The sequence below is a fragment of the Caballeronia sp. ATUFL_M2_KS44 genome (genome assembly GCF_023630965.1).
Classification (GTDB): domain Bacteria; phylum Pseudomonadota; class Gammaproteobacteria; order Burkholderiales; family Burkholderiaceae; genus Caballeronia; species Caballeronia concitans.
In genome coordinates this window covers 430,417-446,312 of the sequence record NZ_JALQEA010000051.1, presented here as the reverse complement: position 1 = coordinate 446,312, position 15,896 = coordinate 430,417, and the positions used below count along the sequence as shown (strand labels likewise).

Genomic DNA, 15,896 nt, shown 5'->3' with positions numbered 1-15,896 from the left:
GTTCAGTCGGTATGCGTGAGATGACGCTGCCATGCGAGGAACAGCAGATTCACGAGCGTCGCGAAGACGAACAGCATCAGCGCGAGCGCCATGATGGTGCTGGTTTCGTTGCGGTTCATCGCCATCATCAGCAATCGTCCGATGCCGCTCTGCGATGCGAACATCTCGCCGATCAGCGTGCCGAGCAGCGTCAGCGAAAAGCCGATTCGCAAGCCCGCGACCACTTCCGGCACGCACGCGGGTAACAGTACGTGGCGCGCGAATTCCGTCGGATTCATGCGATATGTCCGCGCCGCGCGTGCGTAGATGGGCGGCATGTTGCGCACCGCGTTCATCGTGAAGAGCGTGATCGGCACGATGCCGTGCATCACGCCGAACACGATCTTCGCCCACAGACCCAGCCCGCAGGCGAGCAGCACGACGGGATAGAGCGTGACCTTCGGGATCGAATAGAAGCCCATCATCAACGGCTCCATGACGTCGCCCGCCATGCGCCGCGCGCCGAGCAGAAGGCCGAGGCATACGCCCGCCACCGCCGATATCGCGAATGCCGATGCGAACGCGAGCGAGGTCACGTAGAGGCTCGCGGGAAAGTCCACATCGCTCACGATATGCATCGCGCGCTGCACGGTACGCGCGGGCGTGGTCAGCACATCGGGGCCGAGCAGTTCGCTCGCGCCCTGCCAGAGCGCAATGAGCACGACGACGAGAACGAGCGAGTCCATCCATCGCCGCGCATGCCGCGGCCTCGTCGCATGCGTGACGACGACGGTGCTCATGCCGCCTCCCTTCTGATGCGCCGGTACAGGCGTCGCTCTGCCTGCCGCAGCACGCCGTTGATCGTGGTGACGAAGACGAGCATCAGGACCATGAGGCCGTACATCGTCGGATTGTCGAATGCGTTGTAGGCGAACGCGATTTGATAGCCGAAGCCCGAGCCCGACAACACGAACTCGCCCGCGACGACCGCGATGAACGCATACACCACCGTGAGCTTGATGCCCGTGAAGGCGAACGGCAGGCTCGCGGGCAGCGTGATGAGCCGTATTTCATCGAACGTGCTGAGACGGCACACGCGCGCGGTGCGCAACAGCACGCGCGGCACGCGTTCGAGTCCGTTGAGCGTGTTGACCGCCATCGCGACGACCGCGAACAGAAAGCCGATGCCGACGAGCGGCCAGCGATTCAGCCCGAAGATCACGATGAGAATCGGATACAGCACGAACACCGGCACCGCGTAATACGACAGCAGCAGCGGATCGAGCACGCGGCGCAAGCGCGGCAGCCTGAAAAGCAGCACGCCGCCGATGAAGCCGGCCACCACGGCCAGCGCTACAGCAAGCAACGCGCTGCCGAGCGTCTGCACGATATCGACCGTGTATTGCCCCGACGTGAGAATGTCCCACGCGCTCACCGCCATGCGCGAGGGCGGTATGAACGACACAGGGTTGATCCACGCGAGCCGCGCCGCTATTTCCAGCAGCGCGACCGCCGCGACGACGAGCCCGATGCGCCACCATGCGGCGCGGTTCACGGCCGGCTCCCGAGCGCTTTCATCGCTTCCTCGCGCAACAGGCCCCACACTTGCGCGGTCAGTTCGCCGAAGCGCGGATCGAGCGCGATCTTGCTGTCGCGCAGTCGCGACCAGCCGGTGTCGATCGTCGCGATGAAGCGGCCCGGACACGCCGACATCACACCGATGCGATCCGACAGCAGCACCGCTTCGTCGATCGAATGCGTGATGAGCAGCACGGTCGCGCCCGTATCGCGCCAGAGCTTGAGCGTCTCGTCGCCCATTAGCAGGCGCGTTTGCTGATCGAGTGCGCCGAACGGTTCGTCGAGCAGCATGAGACGCGGACGCACGACCATCGCGCGTGCAATGCACACGCGCTGACGCATGCCGCCGGAAAGCTGCGCGGGATACGCACGCGAGAAGGACTTCAAACCCATGAACGACAACGCATGATCCACGCGCTCGCGCACTTCGTTTTCAGGCACGCCCGCGCGCCGTGCCGCGAACGCGGCGTTATCGAACACGTTGAGCCACGGAAAGCTCGCGTCTTCCTGAAACACGACCGCCACGCCGTCCGGCACTTCGCGTCCCACGGGCTTCCCTTCGAACTCGACCGTGCCGCCGCTCGCGGGATTGAGGCCCGCGAGCACGTCGAGCAAGGTGGACTTTCCGCATCCGGACGGGCCGACGACCGAGAAGAACTCTCCCGCGCGAAGTTCGAGACTCACGGGTCCGAGCGCGTGAAACGGAGGCTTGCCCGATGTGCCCGGATAGATGCGCGTGACATCGGTCAGGCGCGCCTGGACGCGTTCGGCGTCGTCCGCCGTGGCATCGCGCGACACGACCGATATCTTGGTGCGACGTGGCAGCACGCTCATTGCACCCTCACTTCTTCGTTTGCAGATCGGCGGGCAGAAGCGATTCGTCGACGATCTTCGACCAGTCGAACGGGCCATCGGGAATCGCTTTCACGAGGATCAGTCCCTTCAGCACTTCGTCCATGCTCTTGCGGTCGAAGCTGCCTTCGCTCCAGTACTTCGGATCGGAATCGAGCACGTTGTTCAGCGCCGATGTCGCCACGCCCGGATCCATCTTGTACTGCTTCGCGAGAATCTGCGCGGACTCGTCGCGATGCGCGGCCATGTACTGCACGGCCTTGCGGCGCGCCTTGATGATGCCCTTGATGACATCGGGATGAGCCTTCAGATAATCGGTTCGCACGATGCCGACCGTTTGCGTTTCATTCGGCACGATATCCATCGAGCGGAACGCGATGCGCAACTGCTCCTTCTTCGCGCTGTACGAAGGCTCGGTCATGTAGGCCACATCGACCGCGCCCTGCTGCAACGAAGTCAACATGCCGCTCGAACTGCCGACCGGTTTGCGCTGCACCTGTCCCGTCAATCCCGCGCGGTCGAGGCCGATCGTCGAGATGGTGTCGGTCGTCGACTTCGGGCTGCTATAGCCCATCGTCTTGCCTTTCATCTGCTGGATGCTGGTGATCGTGCCTTTCTTCAGTTCTACCCAATAGACATCGGCCAGGCTCTGCACGCCGCCATGCACGATAGTCAAGTCGACGCCCTGCTTCACTGCTGAGATCGCCGCGGGCAATGCCACTTCGCCATAAGGAATCTCGGAAGCCATCGCGTTTCGCACGGTCGTGCCGCCGCCTTCCGACGTGATGAAGCCCGTCACGTCGACCCCCTCTTCCTTGAAGAAGCCCTTCTCCATCGCGACGGCGAACGGCACGCCATACATGCCGTCGCCCCAGTGCGTGACGGTCAGCGGCGCGGCGCGCGCGGCGGTGCTGCACAGGCATGCAGCGGTGAAGGACAACAAACAGACACTGCGAGCGGCACGAACGATCTTTCCAGGCGCAAACATGTAGGCGTCTCCATCCATGATCGGCGGTCTCACACGCTGTCCGCGATGCGGCCGCACTGTGGTTTTCAAACCTGCTCTGGACGTTGCTCTTCTGCGTGAGCGCTGCGCATGACGGCATCGCTCGCACGGCTGTATCGATTAACCGTGCGAGTTAATGTATGCATTAAATCGGCGAAAGTCCATCTTCATGGAGGGCGTACTTACCCTTCCCAAACCTGGCCCGACTCTTGTTTCATGCGCGCTCTATGCCGTATTGCTGCAGCACCGCAGTCTGGTCTCGCCATCCACGTTCGCGATGCGCGCGATACAGATCGGCCGCTTTTGCTGCATCGCCGTCACGCAGTGCGTCGATGATCGCGTAGTGCTCCTGTATCGACTTCAACGGCTGCGGATGCGCCTTGACCATCTGAGTGAAGCGGCGCACGCGATGCACCTGATCGCGGCAATTCATGACGATGCCGCGCAGCCGCGCATTGCCGCTCAATGCGACGAGCGTCTCGTGAAAGACTTCGTCGGCGGCGGCCCAGGCGAGCATGTCGCCGCGTTCGAACGCATCGGACATGGTCTCGCATGCATGAACGAGCGGCGAAAGATCCACGTCGGCGTTGGCCGCGACGAGCCCCGCCGCCGTCGATTCGAGGCTGATCAGCACTTGATAGATGTGCCGGATGTCCGAGATGGAAGTCGGCACGATGCGAATGCCATGACGCGGCACGATCTGCACGAGGCCCTCGCCTTGCAGACGCAGCGCGGCTTCGCGAATGGGCGTGCGGCTGAAGCCGAGCATCAACCCTAGCTCTTGTTCGAGCAGATACGAGCCTGGCGTCAGTTCGCTTTCGATGATCCGGCGGCGCAGCTCGCGATACGCAAGCTCGGTCGTGTTGCGTCGCGCGGGCCGCGCGCTATCGACGGGATGATCGTTCGATATCACCTCGACGCGGCGTGTCGATGCCTCCGGCGTGACGTTATTGCGTGACGCGGCCATGCTCGCACTCCCGATCGAATCATCACTGTGCGCCGATGGTAGCACCGCATCATGCGCTCGTGAGATGCTCGACGAGCCGTCTGCATGCTTCGGGCAACGCAGCGAGCGAGCGCACGCCGATGAGCAATTCGCGCGCGGCCCACGCGTCCGTCAACGCGACGACGGCCAGCGCATGCTGTTTCGCGACCGCTTCGGGCATGACGCCGAGACCGAGTCCCGCTTCGATCATCAGGCATTGCGCGTCGTAGCTCGACACCTGAATGCGCACGCGCACCGACCGGCCGAACGCATTCGCCGCACGCGTGAGCGACTGGCTGATCGCGGTATCGGACGGCAAGGCGACGAACTCTTCGTCGAGCGCATCGGCGAAAGCGATCGATTGCGCCTGCGCGAGCGCATGACCCGGCGGCGTCGCGAGCACGAGATCGTCGGTGCGATAGGGCATCGTGTGGATCGCATAGCCGTGAGGCACGGCGGTGAACACGCCGATATCGGCCGCGTTGTCCGCGACCGCGCGCACCACTTGCGCGCTCGGCTTTTCATCGAGCTGAATGCGCACGTTGGGATGGCGCGCGGCGAACGACTGGATATCGCGCGGCAAAAACTGCACGATCGACGATACGTTCGCCGCAATGCGCACGATGCCGCTCGTGCCGCTCGCGAAGTCGCGCATCTGCACCGCGATATCGTCGAATTGATGCAACGCACGATGCGCCAATGCAGCAAGCCGTTCGCCGGCTTCGGTCGGCTCGACGCCTTTGTTCGTGCGACGCAACAGCGCGACACCGAACATCGCTTCGATCTCGCTGATGCGCCGGCTGACCGCCGCAGCCGCGATATGTTCGCGCTGCGCGGCGGCGGCGATCGTGCCGGCATCGACGACAGCGAGAAACAGTCTGAGCGAGAGCGGATCGATCGGCGGCATGGTCACTGATTCAATCGGAAGATACGCCGCAGTGTACTGAAAGAACGCGCGTCATCGCATACGGCGATGACGGCATGACGAAGCGTTTCTTTCCCGCAGCCATCGGTTCGATGAAAATGCCCTGAATCAAGGCCTTTTCGAAGGAATCGACATGAACGAAGCCGCGACCCAAGCGCCGACTGGCACGCGCATCCGCGTGTTCTGGCAACCCGGATGCTCGTCCTGCCTGCGCACGAAAGAGTTCCTCACGCGCCAGGGCATCGAGTTCGAATCGATCGACGTTCACAATGATCCCGAAGGCCGCGCCGCGCTTGAGGCGCTCGGTGCGCGCAGCGTGCCCGTGGTGGCGCTCGGATCGAAGTACACGTTCTGCCAGTCGATCAACGACGTGATCCGCTTCCTCGATCTCAAGACGAAGCCCACGCCGCCGCTGCCGCCCGACGCGCTCGTTCGCCGCCTCGCGCTCGTGCTCGAAGCCAATGCGCGTTACACGCGGCAGTTCTCCGCCGGCTTTTTCCGCGAGCCGTTTCGCAATCGCAATCGCACGCCCGCGGGCCTGAGCTTCCATGTATTCCGCGTCGCGGAAATGGGCGTGCAGGCGGCGCATCGGATCGAATTGCGCTTCGAAGGTTTCGACGAAGTGCCGCCGCCCGAATGGCAAGCCGAGGATATCGCGCGCTGGGGCGAAAGCGTCCGCGCGAAACTGCTGGACTGGTGGGAACATGAAAGCGATCGCTCGCTTTCATACGACGTGCCGACTTACTATGGCCGCCGCTCCATGCACGAAGTGCTCGAACGCACCGCGTGGCACAGCGCGCAGCACACGCGGCAAGTCATGCTGATGGTCGAAAGCGACGGCGCGACAGTGGATGGTCCATTGACAGCCGGCGATCTCGAAGGTCTGCCGCTGCCCGACGAAGTCTGGGATAGGTGAAGACCCGTACGCTAACGCATACATTGAACGATACGCGGCTTTTGTTTTCCTATAATGAAGGCATTCCGTCTGCGATCAGACATATCGTCCGTGCATCGACGGCACTGTTTGGGGAATGCCCGACATGGCTCCAGCCCGACCCGCCGAAGCCTTGGCAAAGCCGCGCGAGAAATCGACCGATACGGTCTATCAGACGTTGCGCGAGCGGATACTCAGCAATGAACTGCGGCCCGGCACGCAAATCCTGGAACAGGAACTCGTGCAGTTGTTCGGCGTGAGCCGCACGCCGGTGCGCGAAGCGCTCATCCGTCTGCAGAACGAACACCTCGTGCAGATCATCCCGCGTCACGGCATGCGCGTGCGCAATGTGTCGATGGCGGATATCGAGGAAGTCTTTCATGTGCAGACGAGTCTCGAAGCCACCGCCGCCGCGGCCGCTGCCGCGCGCAAGCCGGGCGCAAGAGACTTGAAAGCGCTTGAAAAGGCGTGCGCGGACATGGACCGCGCCTTCGCGAAACAGGACCGCGAGACATGGTACGCCTCGCATGAGGCGTTCTATGCGCGCCTCGTCGAGTTGAGCGATAACCCGCGTCTCGTGCAGATCGTCGGTGAATGCTCCGATCAGGTTCGACGCGTGCGCGAACTGACCCTGCGACTGACCGATCTCGATCCCGCGCAGACGCAAGCCTTGCGTGCGATCGCCGATGCACTGCGCAAAGGCGATGCGTCCGCCGCGCAAGCGCTCTGCCGCGAGGATCGCGCGCGCACGCTGCATGCGCAAATCGCGGCGCTTCAGCGTTTCCGCATTCTCGACGTGTGACTTCGCGCGCATCCGGCGATGGCACGGCTCAATCCGCATGCGCGCGGTCGAACGCCCAGACGTCCGGAAAACCCATCAGCTCGCACATTTCCGAGAACGGATACATCGCGTTCGAAGCGCCTTCCGTGCCCTTCTGCGCGAGTATCTCGCCGTACACATCCTTGAGCGCCTTCGCCACCGCGAGGAACCCGGAAGCCGGATAGATCGCCAGCGCAAACCCGAGCCGCTGCAATTCCGCCGGCGGCAACTGCGGCGTTCTTCCGCCTTCGACGACATTCACGAGCAGCGGCATATCGAACGCGCGCCCGATCTTCTCCAGTTCCTCGACGCTCTCCGGCGATTCGATGAACAGCACATCCGCGCCCGCCTTCGCATAGGCTTCGCCGCGACGCAGCGCTTCATCGAGTCCGAGCGATGTCCGCGCGTCCGTTCTCGCGATGATCTGGAAATTCGCGTCGCTTCGGCTCTCCGCCGCGACCCTGATCTTGCGCACCATGTCTTCGGCCGGAATCACGCGACGCCCCGGCGTATGGCCGCATTTCTTCGGGAACTCCTGATCCTCGAGCTGGATGCCTGCCGCGCCCGCCTGCTCGTAGCCGCGCACCGTATGCGCGACGTTCAGCAGGCCGCCGTAGCCGGTATCGCCGTCGCAGATCATCGGCGTGTTCGTGCCGCCGCAAAACGCCGCGACGCGATTCACCATGTCGCTATACGTGGCGATGCCCGCGTCGGGCAGGCCGAGATGCGACGCGACCGTGCCGAAGCCCGTCATGTAGAGGCAATCGAAGCCCATCGAGTCGGCCATCTTCGCGGAAATCATGTCGAAGATGCCGGGCGCCGTGACGATCTCCTTGCGCGCGAACCGTGCTTTCAACGCCTGACGCTTGTCCTGATGCGAAACGCTCATGTCCATGTCCCCTAAAGTTTCAACGATGCGATTCCCGCGCCATAGCCGATACCGCGCGCGCGTCGTCGCCGTCGAGCGAAGGCGCGATCTCTTCCAGCGAGCGCTTGTTCGTCTCGATACCGAACACGGCCAGCACGACGGCCATCACCACGAGCGTGCCGATGATCATCGAGAGCACGTCCTTCACGCCGCCCGCCGCGTACATCACCACGACGAGTTGCGGCGCGAAGATGCCGGTGATGCGCCCCGCGCAGCCCGCGATGCCGTTGCCGCGCATCCGGTTCTCGGTGGCGAACAGCTCGGGCACGTACGTGGCGACGCCGAGCGCGACCATCAGATACGTGAGCGTGAAGAGCAGGAAGCCGAGCAGCGTGGCCATCGCGACGCCGGTGGAATGTCCGTACAGCCAGCCGATCACCGCCGCGAGAATCGAGACCGCGATCAATCCGTTCTTGCGCCCGGCCTTGTCCGCGATCAGCACGCCGACGAGCGCGCCCGCCGGACCACCGAGCGACATCAGCGTCGTATAGCCGAGCGAGGACGCCATGCCGATGCCCTGCTTCATCAGGAACGTCGGCACCCACACGATGAAGCCGTAGATCACCATGTTGATCGCGACCTGCACGACGATCGCCACGAACGTGCGGCGAATCTGCGAAGGCGAGAAGAGTTCGAGCAGCGTGGTCTTTTTCGTGACGGTGCGCGGCGCGTCGTCGACGGGCGGCAGCGGCGCGGTCTTCGCCGATTCCGCTTCGGCATCGCGCAGGATCGCATCGGCTTCGGCGTAGCGGCCTTTCGATTCGAGCCAGCGCGGCGACTCCGGCATCTTCTTGCGGATGAACCACACGACCATCGCGCCGATGCCGACCATCGCGAACATCGCGCGCCAGCCGATCGACGGAATGATCAGATAGCCGATGAACGTCGAGAAAAACAGCGCGGAATTGGTGATGAGCGACAGATACGCCGACCATTTGCCGCGCACGGCGGGCGGCATGAACTCGCCGACCGAGCCGTAACCGACGACGATTTCCGCGCCCAGTCCGAGCCCCATGAAGAAGCGGCAGACGATGAGCCACGTCATGTCCGGCGCGAACGCGCCCGCAATCGACGCGAGGCCGAACACGGCGAGATTGAACTGATACGTGAACTTGCGGCCCTTCGCGTCGCCGAGCACGCCCGCCGTGAACGCGCCGATCAACATGCCGATGAACGTGGACGACAGAAACGCCGCGTTCAGTTGCATCGTCGACCAGCCGGTCTTGGCGAGCGCGCCGAGCACGCCGCCCGCGAGATAGATATCGAAGGAATCGAGAAACATGCCCGCGCCGATCAGCCACAGCACGCGCTTGTGAAAGCCCGAGATGGGTAACCGGTCGAGCCTGGGCCCTGCGCTTACGGTGCTAATCGTCGTGCTATCGGTGCTCAGCATGTCGTGTCTCCTGTCGACATTTCGTAATGCTGGTGCAACTCGAACCGCGGACTGCCTACGACGCGCAATGCTCTCTGTCGTAGCGGTCGAGCACCGCCTTTTCGGCGGCGAGAATATGGCAGCGCGTGACGGCTTCCGCCCACGCGGCGTTGCGCTGTTCGAGCGCGAGCACCATTTCGAAATGCTGGCGCGCGCTGCGTTCGCGATCTTCGTCGCTGTACGTGTCGAAGGTCCACTTGATGAGCGGCGTTTCCTTCATCGACCGAAGCGAGCGGTCGAGGCGCGCATTGTTCGCGGCGGCGGTGATGATCGCGTGGAATTCACCGTTCGCGGCAAACCACGCTTCGCAGGCTTCGGGCGTCGATGGATGGCGGGTGATCGCGAGCATCGCATCGGCAAGCGCTTTCAGGCGCGCGATATCCTCGGCGCCGATGGACAGCGCCGCGCGCCCCGCGAGATACGGCTCGACGAGCAGCCGCGCTTCGAAGATCTCGCGCGCGTCCTGCAAGGTCCACGCCTTCACGCGCACGCCGTAGTTCGGGCGCGTTTCGACCCAGCCTTCGGCGTCGAGCCGCCGCAGCGCTTCGCGCACGGGCGTGCGGCTTACGCCGAGACTCTTCGCAAGCTGTTCCTCGCGGAGATATTGACCCGCACCGTACTGGCCGCTCGCGAGCGCGTCCTTGATGGAGAGATAGACGTCGTCGGCCGAACGCGCGGATTCGGCGGGGATTGTATGCAAAGCTGGTTGCGATCGCGCCATTGCGGCCCCATTTGTGACGACTGACGGGAACATTGTATGCAAAGCGCGAGCGAAGAAACGTGGGGATTTCCCCAGTGAGCGCTTACTTTCGCGCCCGTCCCCTTTCTACTTCGCGCCGAGCGCGCTTTCGACGGCTTCGAGTCCGTTGCCGCCGCTCGCGGTGGTCACGCCGTCGAGCCATGTCTTCAATAGCTCGGGGTGACGCTTGAGCGCATCGGTGGCGGCCGTGTCGATCTTCTGCTTCTTGTCGAGCACGTCGGAAATGACGCCGTTTTCCAGATCGACGTTGAAGGCCATCTGCTTGAAGAGTCGCCCGACGTTCGGACATTGCTGTTCGTAGCCGCTGCGCGACACGGTGTTGACCGTCGCGCCGCCATAGTCGGGACCGAAGTATTTGTCACCGCCGTCGAGGTAGACGAGCTTGAATTTCGTGTTCATCAAATGCGGCTCCCACGCGAGAAACACGATGAACTTCTTGTCGCGTATCGCGCGTTCGACTTGCGTCAACATCGCCGTTTCGCTCGATTCGACGAGCTTCCAGTCGCCGAGACCGAACGCCTTGTCCTCCACCATCTTCTTGATGTTCTGATTGGCGGGCGCGCCGGGTTCGATGCCGTAGATGCGGTTGTCGAACTTGCCGGCGTTCTTCTGCAGATCGGCGAACGAATGCACGCCCGCTGCGGCCACATAGTCCGGCACGGCGAGCGTGAACTTCGCCTGAGAGAGGTTCGGCCGCACCACGTCGATCGATTTCTCTTCGACGAACGGTTTCACGAGCGGCGCCTGCGCGGGCATCCAGTTGCCGAGAAAGACGTCGATCTGCCCTTTCTTCAAACCCTGATACGTGATCGGCACCGAGAGGTTGGCGACCTCCTGCCTGTAGCCGAGCGCCTTCAGCACGACGCCGCTCATCGCATTCGTCGCGTCGATGTCGGTCCACCCCGGACCGGCCATGTGGACTTGAGTACACGACTGCGGATCGGCGGCGGCGAGCGCGTGCGATGCCGTGCAAGCAAGCGCAACGCGGAAAAGCGCACGCAATAGGGCTTTTTTCATGTGGTTTCCTCTCGATGTGTGCGGGTTCATGTTCAGCGGCTTCCTTGCGCGATGGCGGGAAAGCGGGCCATCGCTTCGAGATCGTCGAGATCGATGTGATTGCGCATGTAACGCTGGCTCGCATCGACGTGAGGCTGCCAGTCCCATGACTGGATGGTGCCGAGCGTGGTCGAAGCGAAGTGGAAATGGCGGCGGCGCTGGCTTTTCAACACATCGCGATGCAGCGCGTCCAGATCCCAGCGGCGCGCGACGTCCTCGCGAAACTGCGCGACCAGCGCGCGATGCCGATCATCGTCCGCGAGATTTTTGCGCTCGAACGGATCGGCGTCGAGGTCGTAGAGCTGGTCGGGATCGACCTTCGTGTGAATGAACTTGTAGGCGCCGCGCCGGATCATGACGATGGGCGCAATCGCGCCCTCCGCGAGATACTCGCCGATGGCTTCGTCATGGCCGCCCGTTTCCGCGAGGTGCGGCATGAGACTTTGCCCGTCGATGGCATCGGGCCAATCCTGCGGCAAGTTTCCGCGCGCGATCTCGACGAGCGTCGGCAAGACATCGAGATGAGAGACCGACTCTTTCACGCGATGCGCCGCGAACCGCCCCGGCCGATGCACGATCAGCGGCACGCGGCAGCCGCCTTCGAAGAACGTCATCTTGTACCAGAGGTTGCGCTCGCCGAGCATCTCGCCGTGATCGGACGTGACGATGATCGTCGTATCGTCTGCAAGCCCGGCCTGTTCCAGCGCTTCGAGCATCATGCCGAACTGGTCGTCCACATAGGACACCGCGCCGTAGTACGCCCGGCGTGCGTTGCGAACCTGCTGGTCCGTGGGCGGCGTGCGATCGGCTTCGTACACGTGGCGCAGACGCTTCGAATGCGGATCGCTGGCTTCGAACGAGTCGCGATGAGCAGGCATGTCCACGTCTTCGTCGCGATACATGTCCCAGTATTTTCGTGGTATCGCGTAAGGGTCGTGCGGATGCGTCAGCGACGCGACCATCATGAAAGGCCGCGCATCCTTGCCCGCCTGACGCTCGCGCGCAATGTCGAAGAGCTTCTGGCGGACGGTGAACGTCACTTCGTCGTCGAAATCGAGTTGATTGGTGCGCACGCACGGACCTGCGTCGATGACGGAACTCATGTTGTGATACCACGACGGGCGCGCTTCGAAGTTCCGCCAGTCCGGAGTCCAGCCGAAATCCGCCGGATAGATGTCCGTGGTGAGACGTTCCTCGAAGCCGTGCAACTGATCCGCGCCGCAGAAATGCATCTTTCCTGACAAGATGGTGCGATAACCCTCCGCGCGCAAATAATGCGCGAAGGTCAGCGTCTCGGATGGAAACTCGGCGGCGTTGTCATACGCGCCGATGTTCGACGGCAGCTTGCCCGCGAGAAGGGAAAAACGCGACGGCGCGCACAGCGGACTCGCGCAATAAGCCGATTCGAAGACCACGCCCTCACGCGCGAGCGCATCGATGTGCGGCGTCTTCGTTACGCGATTGCCGTATGCGGCGAGCGCGAACGGCGTCAATTGATCGGCCATCAAAACAAGGATATTTTGTTTCATGTCAGGCATTGAGCAAGCCTCGAATAGAATCGAAAGCGGCGCACCGCGCGCGCCGTGAAGGTCGGTTCAACGCCACTATTGCCGTTCCAATATCGCCTGGGAAGACGGCATTTCGTTATGCGCCCATAAGGAGCCGTTATGCCGCGACAAGACCGCCTGCCGCCCATGCAGGCGCTGCTGATGTTCGAATCCGCCGCGCGGCTCGCGAGCTTCACGGCGGCCGCGCGCGAACTCGGCTCGACGCAGCCCGCGGTCAGTCAGCGCGTCGTGCAACTGGAGGAATCGCTCGGGACGGCGCTCTTCAAACGCGGGCATCGCGGGGTATCGTTGACGGAAGACGGCGCGCTTCTTTTCGATGCGGTGCGCCAAAGCCTCGATCTGGTCCGTCAGGCCACGAGCGATATCCGCTCGCGCCATACGCAACGCACGCTCACGTTGTCGACGGACTTCGGCTTCGCCACCTACTGGCTCATGCCGCGCCTGCCGCAATTCAAGGCGTTGATGCCGGATGTCGATGTTCGGATCGTCACGTCGCAGCAGATGCCGAGCGCATCGGGCGAGCTTGCGGATGTCGTCGTCGTGTTCGGCGACATGGACGGCGACTGGGGATCGCGCCGCGCCGTGAAGCTGTTTCCCGAGCGTGTCACGCCCGTGTGCAGCCCTGGCTTCGCGGCCACGCACGACACGTCGGATCTCTCGAAGCTGCCGCTCCTGCATGTCGAGCGCACGCAGCCCGAGCGATGGCTGTCATGGAACGCCTGGTTCGATGCGCACGGACAGGTCGCCCCGCCCACGCACGGCGCATTCACGTTCAACAGCTACGCGCTCGTCGCGCATGCCGCCGTGATGGGTCAGGGCGTCGCGCTCGGCTGGTCGCCGCTCATCGACGAACTCGTTGCGACCGGCCAACTCGTCGCGCTCTGCGATACGCCGCTCGTCACCGATCGCGGATACGTGTTGCTCACGCGCCGCGAGCAATCGGCTGCCGTGCGCGCGTTCCAGGATTGGTTGCTCGACGAGTGTGATGCAATCGTCTGACGGGTGGCTTCGCGTCGACTTGGTGGGAACGCGTCGCGCGACCCATTGCGATAAGATCGCAAACACTTCCATCAAGGGCGTCGCTGTTCGCCGCTACGTCGAAAATCATCCATGTCCCACGAACACGCACCGCACGACCATCTCGTCGAACATGCCGCTCATGCCGGCGATCCGCTGTCGCGCTGGGTCGCGGTCTTCACGGCGATTCTCGCTGCGTTATCGGGGCTGCTTCACTATGAGGAAGGCGTGTTGCAGACGCAGGCGCTGATCTTCAAGAACGATGCCGTGCTCTCGCAGAGCAAGGCGAGCGACCAGTGGGGCTACTATCAGGCGCAATCGAGCAAAGGTCACTTGATGGAGCTGGCCGCCGAGCTTGCGCCTGTGCAGCGGCAACCGTTCTATCGGGATCAGATCGCGAAATACGAGGACCGGAAGAAGGAAATCTCGGCCAAGGCGCGGGAGCTGGAAAAAGACGTGGAAGAAGCCAACCGACGCTCCGAGGCGAAAGAGCATCCGCAGCATTTGTTCGGTCAGGCGCTGGCCTGGCTGAGCGTCGCGATCTCGCTGGCGGCTATCACGTCGCTTACGGGAAGCCGCAAGCTATTCTGGCTTGCGGGACTCATGGGCGCGGCAGGACTCGGTGTTTCGGTCTTCGCCTTCCTGCAGCTTTGAGTTGGATCACCGCACGGGACAGGCGGTGGATTGACCATTCAACCCTTCCCGTTCGACGGCGAATGACGCGACGGACGTTCCCGCGCGATGAGTGACGCGCACGACATAGATGCTGTCGAAGTCCGCGCTTTTCCACTTCGGCACGCTCGAAGCGTCTCCGCCCAAACGTTTGACGATGCGCCGCGCCGTCTCCTCGACGAGCGCATGTTCCCATGCAACGACCACCACACTGCTGCGGTAGTTCGGCGAGAGCAAGGAATCCGCGAGCTTGTCGATATCCTTGAAGCCGAGGGATGCGTTGACCGGCAGACCGAAGTAGATCGCCGTCGGCTCGATGGTCGCGAGGGGACGCACGTAGTCGTACTTCGTTCCGCGGTCATTTTTTTGCTTCGCGGGATCGGGAGCGAAGATGGCGTCCGGGCGGCCGAATTTCGTTTCGATGACTCGCGGCAAGGCCAGCGCCCGGTTCAATCCCTGGCACGAGAGCTGTCCGAGCCCCTGGTCGGGCTTTTCGCCATGCCGGACCATGACGATGGTCTGCGCGGTATCGCCGTCGGCGAATGCGCACAACGGAGCGCACGCCGCACCGACGAGGCCCATTCGCGCAAGTGCGGATGCAACGTGTCGAGCGTTCATTTGGAGAGCCGATAAAGGGAGCTGGCCGATTCTAACAAGCCCTGCTCAAGCCCCCGGAAGAGGCTACAACATTTTGAACAGCGACAAGGCGAGTAGTCGAGGCTCGTCGAACATCGTGGCGAATTCGAAGAGAAGCAAGAACGCCATCATGTAGCCCACGGCCGGGCTACGTTCGATGAACCGTACGATGTACGGCGCGAACGGCGCTCTCAGACGAGCTCGCGTCAGGATCGCAACGACCGTGGCGCCGATCGACGCGCCCGCAAGAACGTCCGTCGGATAATGCAGCCCGAGGTACACGCGGGGCAAGCAAATGAGCAGCAGGCACTGTAAGACCGCCAGCACGCCGATCCACCGCCACACGAGGAAGATTCCCACCGCCACCGCCATCCACAGTGCGGCATGGTCGCTCGGCAACGAACTCCATAAACGGAGGTGGTCGCTGGCGTGGCTTGCGCCGGGAAAGTGCAAGCCGAGGCTCGTGTCGTAAATGGGCCTTAGACGAAACGGCAGGAAGAGCGCGAGAAGCCGCCCGACCACGAAAGCGACCAGCGCGGAAAACAAGATCGCGACGACCATTTCCCGGCGATATTCGAGCGAACTGCCCGGCTTGAACCACATCGCACACAGAATCGCGAGCGGAAGCACCCCTTTGAACAGATAGAAGTCAGCGAGGACGCTAACCACTTGAGCAAAGAACCCCGAGGACGGAGCGATATGAATTAGAAAGGTTTGAATGGTTGTATCGAATGCGTTCACGCGGCGA

General features: G+C 62.9%; 17 protein-coding genes. 4 read left to right on the top strand and 13 right to left on the bottom strand.

Annotated elements, in window-relative coordinates:
* Positions 1-2: 2 nt before the first annotated feature.
* The 6 genes from NCR39_RS22750 to NCR39_RS22725 form a co-directional block, all read right to left on the bottom strand.
* Positions 3-779, bottom strand: coding sequence for an ABC transporter permease (locus tag NCR39_RS22750; RefSeq protein ID WP_250454326.1), 777 nt, complete (start codon positions 777-779; stop codon positions 3-5).
* Positions 776-1,534: an ABC transporter permease gene (locus NCR39_RS22745; protein ID WP_250454325.1), complete on the bottom strand. Its 759-nt coding sequence runs from the start codon at positions 1,532-1,534 to the stop codon at positions 776-778. Before NCR39_RS22745 ends, NCR39_RS22750 begins: the two co-directional genes overlap by 4 nt.
* Positions 1,531-2,391 carry an ABC transporter ATP-binding protein gene (locus NCR39_RS22740; RefSeq protein ID WP_250454324.1) on the bottom strand — a complete coding sequence of 287 codons (861 nt, stop codon included), beginning with the start codon at positions 2,389-2,391 and terminating at the stop codon, positions 1,531-1,533. The genes NCR39_RS22745 and NCR39_RS22740 overlap by 4 nt, the downstream gene beginning before the upstream one ends.
* 7 nt (positions 2,392-2,398) lie before the next feature.
* Positions 2,399-3,352, bottom strand: coding sequence for an ABC transporter substrate-binding protein (locus NCR39_RS22735; protein ID WP_250454323.1), 954 nt, complete (start codon positions 3,350-3,352; stop codon positions 2,399-2,401).
* 277 nt (positions 3,353-3,629) lie between these two features.
* Complete coding sequence (locus NCR39_RS22730; RefSeq protein WP_250454322.1) at positions 3,630-4,382, bottom strand: GntR family transcriptional regulator; 753 nt, start codon at positions 4,380-4,382, stop codon at positions 3,630-3,632.
* A 49-nt stretch (positions 4,383-4,431) separates the two neighbouring features.
* The gene (locus NCR39_RS22725; protein ID WP_250454321.1) at positions 4,432-5,307 is read right to left on the bottom strand and encodes a LysR family transcriptional regulator; all 876 of its coding nucleotides are present in this window, start codon (positions 5,305-5,307) and stop codon (positions 4,432-4,434) included.
* Between the two features lie 151 nt (positions 5,308-5,458).
* Between NCR39_RS22725 and NCR39_RS22720 the strand changes: the two genes are divergently transcribed.
* Positions 5,459-6,241 carry a glutaredoxin domain-containing protein gene (locus tag NCR39_RS22720; RefSeq protein WP_250454320.1) on the top strand — a complete coding sequence of 261 codons (783 nt, stop codon included), beginning with the start codon at positions 5,459-5,461 and terminating at the stop codon, positions 6,239-6,241.
* A 124-nt stretch (positions 6,242-6,365) separates the two neighbouring features.
* A complete protein-coding gene (locus NCR39_RS22715; RefSeq protein WP_250454319.1) occupies positions 6,366-7,061 on the top strand; it encodes a GntR family transcriptional regulator in 696 nt (231 codons plus the stop codon).
* Between the two features lie 28 nt (positions 7,062-7,089).
* On the opposite strand, the gene NCR39_RS22710 is transcribed toward NCR39_RS22715, so the two are convergent.
* From NCR39_RS22710 to betC, 5 genes are all read right to left on the bottom strand, one after another.
* A complete protein-coding gene (locus tag NCR39_RS22710) occupies positions 7,090-7,968 on the bottom strand; it encodes an isocitrate lyase/PEP mutase family protein (RefSeq protein ID WP_250454318.1) in 879 nt (292 codons plus the stop codon).
* A 19-nt stretch (positions 7,969-7,987) separates the two neighbouring features.
* Positions 7,988-9,400 (bottom strand): MFS transporter, encoded by a 1,413-nt coding sequence (locus tag NCR39_RS22705; protein WP_250454317.1) that lies wholly within the window; start codon positions 9,398-9,400, stop codon positions 7,988-7,990.
* A gap of 55 nt (positions 9,401-9,455) precedes the next feature.
* Positions 9,456-10,160: a GntR family transcriptional regulator gene (locus NCR39_RS22700; protein ID WP_250454316.1), complete on the bottom strand. Its 705-nt coding sequence runs from the start codon at positions 10,158-10,160 to the stop codon at positions 9,456-9,458.
* A 105-nt stretch (positions 10,161-10,265) separates the two neighbouring features.
* Positions 10,266-11,216, bottom strand: a complete 951-nt coding sequence (locus NCR39_RS22695) for a choline ABC transporter substrate-binding protein (protein ID WP_250454315.1) — start codon at positions 11,214-11,216, stop codon at positions 10,266-10,268.
* Between the two features lie 32 nt (positions 11,217-11,248).
* Entirely contained in the window at positions 11,249-12,793 is a 1,545-nt protein-coding gene (gene betC, locus NCR39_RS22690) for a choline-sulfatase (protein ID WP_250454314.1), read from the bottom strand.
* A 129-nt stretch (positions 12,794-12,922) separates the two neighbouring features.
* Here betC and NCR39_RS22685 point away from each other — a divergent pair, with 129 nt between their 5' ends.
* Both NCR39_RS22685 and NCR39_RS22680 read left to right on the top strand, forming a co-directional pair.
* On the top strand, positions 12,923-13,822 hold the full coding sequence (locus NCR39_RS22685; RefSeq protein ID WP_250454313.1) for a choline sulfate utilization transcriptional regulator: 900 nt from the start codon (positions 12,923-12,925) through the stop codon (positions 13,820-13,822).
* 111 nt (positions 13,823-13,933) lie between these two features.
* Entirely contained in the window at positions 13,934-14,494 is a 561-nt protein-coding gene (locus NCR39_RS22680; protein ID WP_250454312.1) for a DUF4337 domain-containing protein, read from the top strand.
* A gap of 6 nt (positions 14,495-14,500) precedes the next feature.
* On the opposite strand, the gene NCR39_RS22675 is transcribed toward NCR39_RS22680, so the two are convergent.
* On the bottom strand, positions 14,501-15,130 hold the full coding sequence (locus tag NCR39_RS22675; protein WP_250454311.1) for a histidine phosphatase family protein: 630 nt from the start codon (positions 15,128-15,130) through the stop codon (positions 14,501-14,503).
* Between the two features lie 63 nt (positions 15,131-15,193).
* Positions 15,194-15,889 (bottom strand): phosphatase PAP2 family protein, encoded by a 696-nt coding sequence (locus NCR39_RS22670; protein WP_250454310.1) that lies wholly within the window; start codon positions 15,887-15,889, stop codon positions 15,194-15,196.
* Positions 15,890-15,896 lie beyond the last annotated feature (7 nt).

Bases quoted from the DNA above. Each gene is read 5' to 3' on its own strand.
- NCR39_RS22680 (WP_250454312.1), top strand. From the start codon at position 13,934: ATGTCCCACGAACACGCACCGCACGACCATCTCGTCGAACATGCCGCT.
- NCR39_RS22700 (WP_250454316.1), bottom strand. From the start codon at position 10,160: ATGGCGCGATCGCAACCAGCTTTGCATACAATCCCCGCCGAATCCGCG.
- NCR39_RS22730 (WP_250454322.1), bottom strand. From the start codon at position 4,382: ATGGCCGCGTCACGCAATAACGTCACGCCGGAGGCATCGACACGCCGC.
- NCR39_RS22725 (WP_250454321.1), bottom strand. From the start codon at position 5,307: ATGCCGCCGATCGATCCGCTCTCGCTCAGACTGTTTCTCGCTGTCGTC.
- NCR39_RS22720 (WP_250454320.1), top strand. From the start codon at position 5,459: ATGAACGAAGCCGCGACCCAAGCGCCGACTGGCACGCGCATCCGCGTG.
- NCR39_RS22675 (WP_250454311.1), bottom strand. From the start codon at position 15,130: ATGAACGCTCGACACGTTGCATCCGCACTTGCGCGAATGGGCCTCGTC.
- betC (WP_250454314.1), bottom strand. From the start codon at position 12,793: ATGCCTGACATGAAACAAAATATCCTTGTTTTGATGGCCGATCAATTG.
- NCR39_RS22685 (WP_250454313.1), top strand. From the start codon at position 12,923: ATGCCGCGACAAGACCGCCTGCCGCCCATGCAGGCGCTGCTGATGTTC.
- NCR39_RS22705 (WP_250454317.1), bottom strand. From the start codon at position 9,400: ATGCTGAGCACCGATAGCACGACGATTAGCACCGTAAGCGCAGGGCCC.
- NCR39_RS22695 (WP_250454315.1), bottom strand. From the start codon at position 11,216: ATGAAAAAAGCCCTATTGCGTGCGCTTTTCCGCGTTGCGCTTGCTTGC.
- NCR39_RS22740 (WP_250454324.1), bottom strand. From the start codon at position 2,391: ATGAGCGTGCTGCCACGTCGCACCAAGATATCGGTCGTGTCGCGCGAT.
- NCR39_RS22710 (WP_250454318.1), bottom strand. From the start codon at position 7,968: ATGAGCGTTTCGCATCAGGACAAGCGTCAGGCGTTGAAAGCACGGTTC.
- NCR39_RS22750 (WP_250454326.1), bottom strand. From the start codon at position 779: ATGAGCACCGTCGTCGTCACGCATGCGACGAGGCCGCGGCATGCGCGG.
- NCR39_RS22715 (WP_250454319.1), top strand. From the start codon at position 6,366: ATGGCTCCAGCCCGACCCGCCGAAGCCTTGGCAAAGCCGCGCGAGAAA.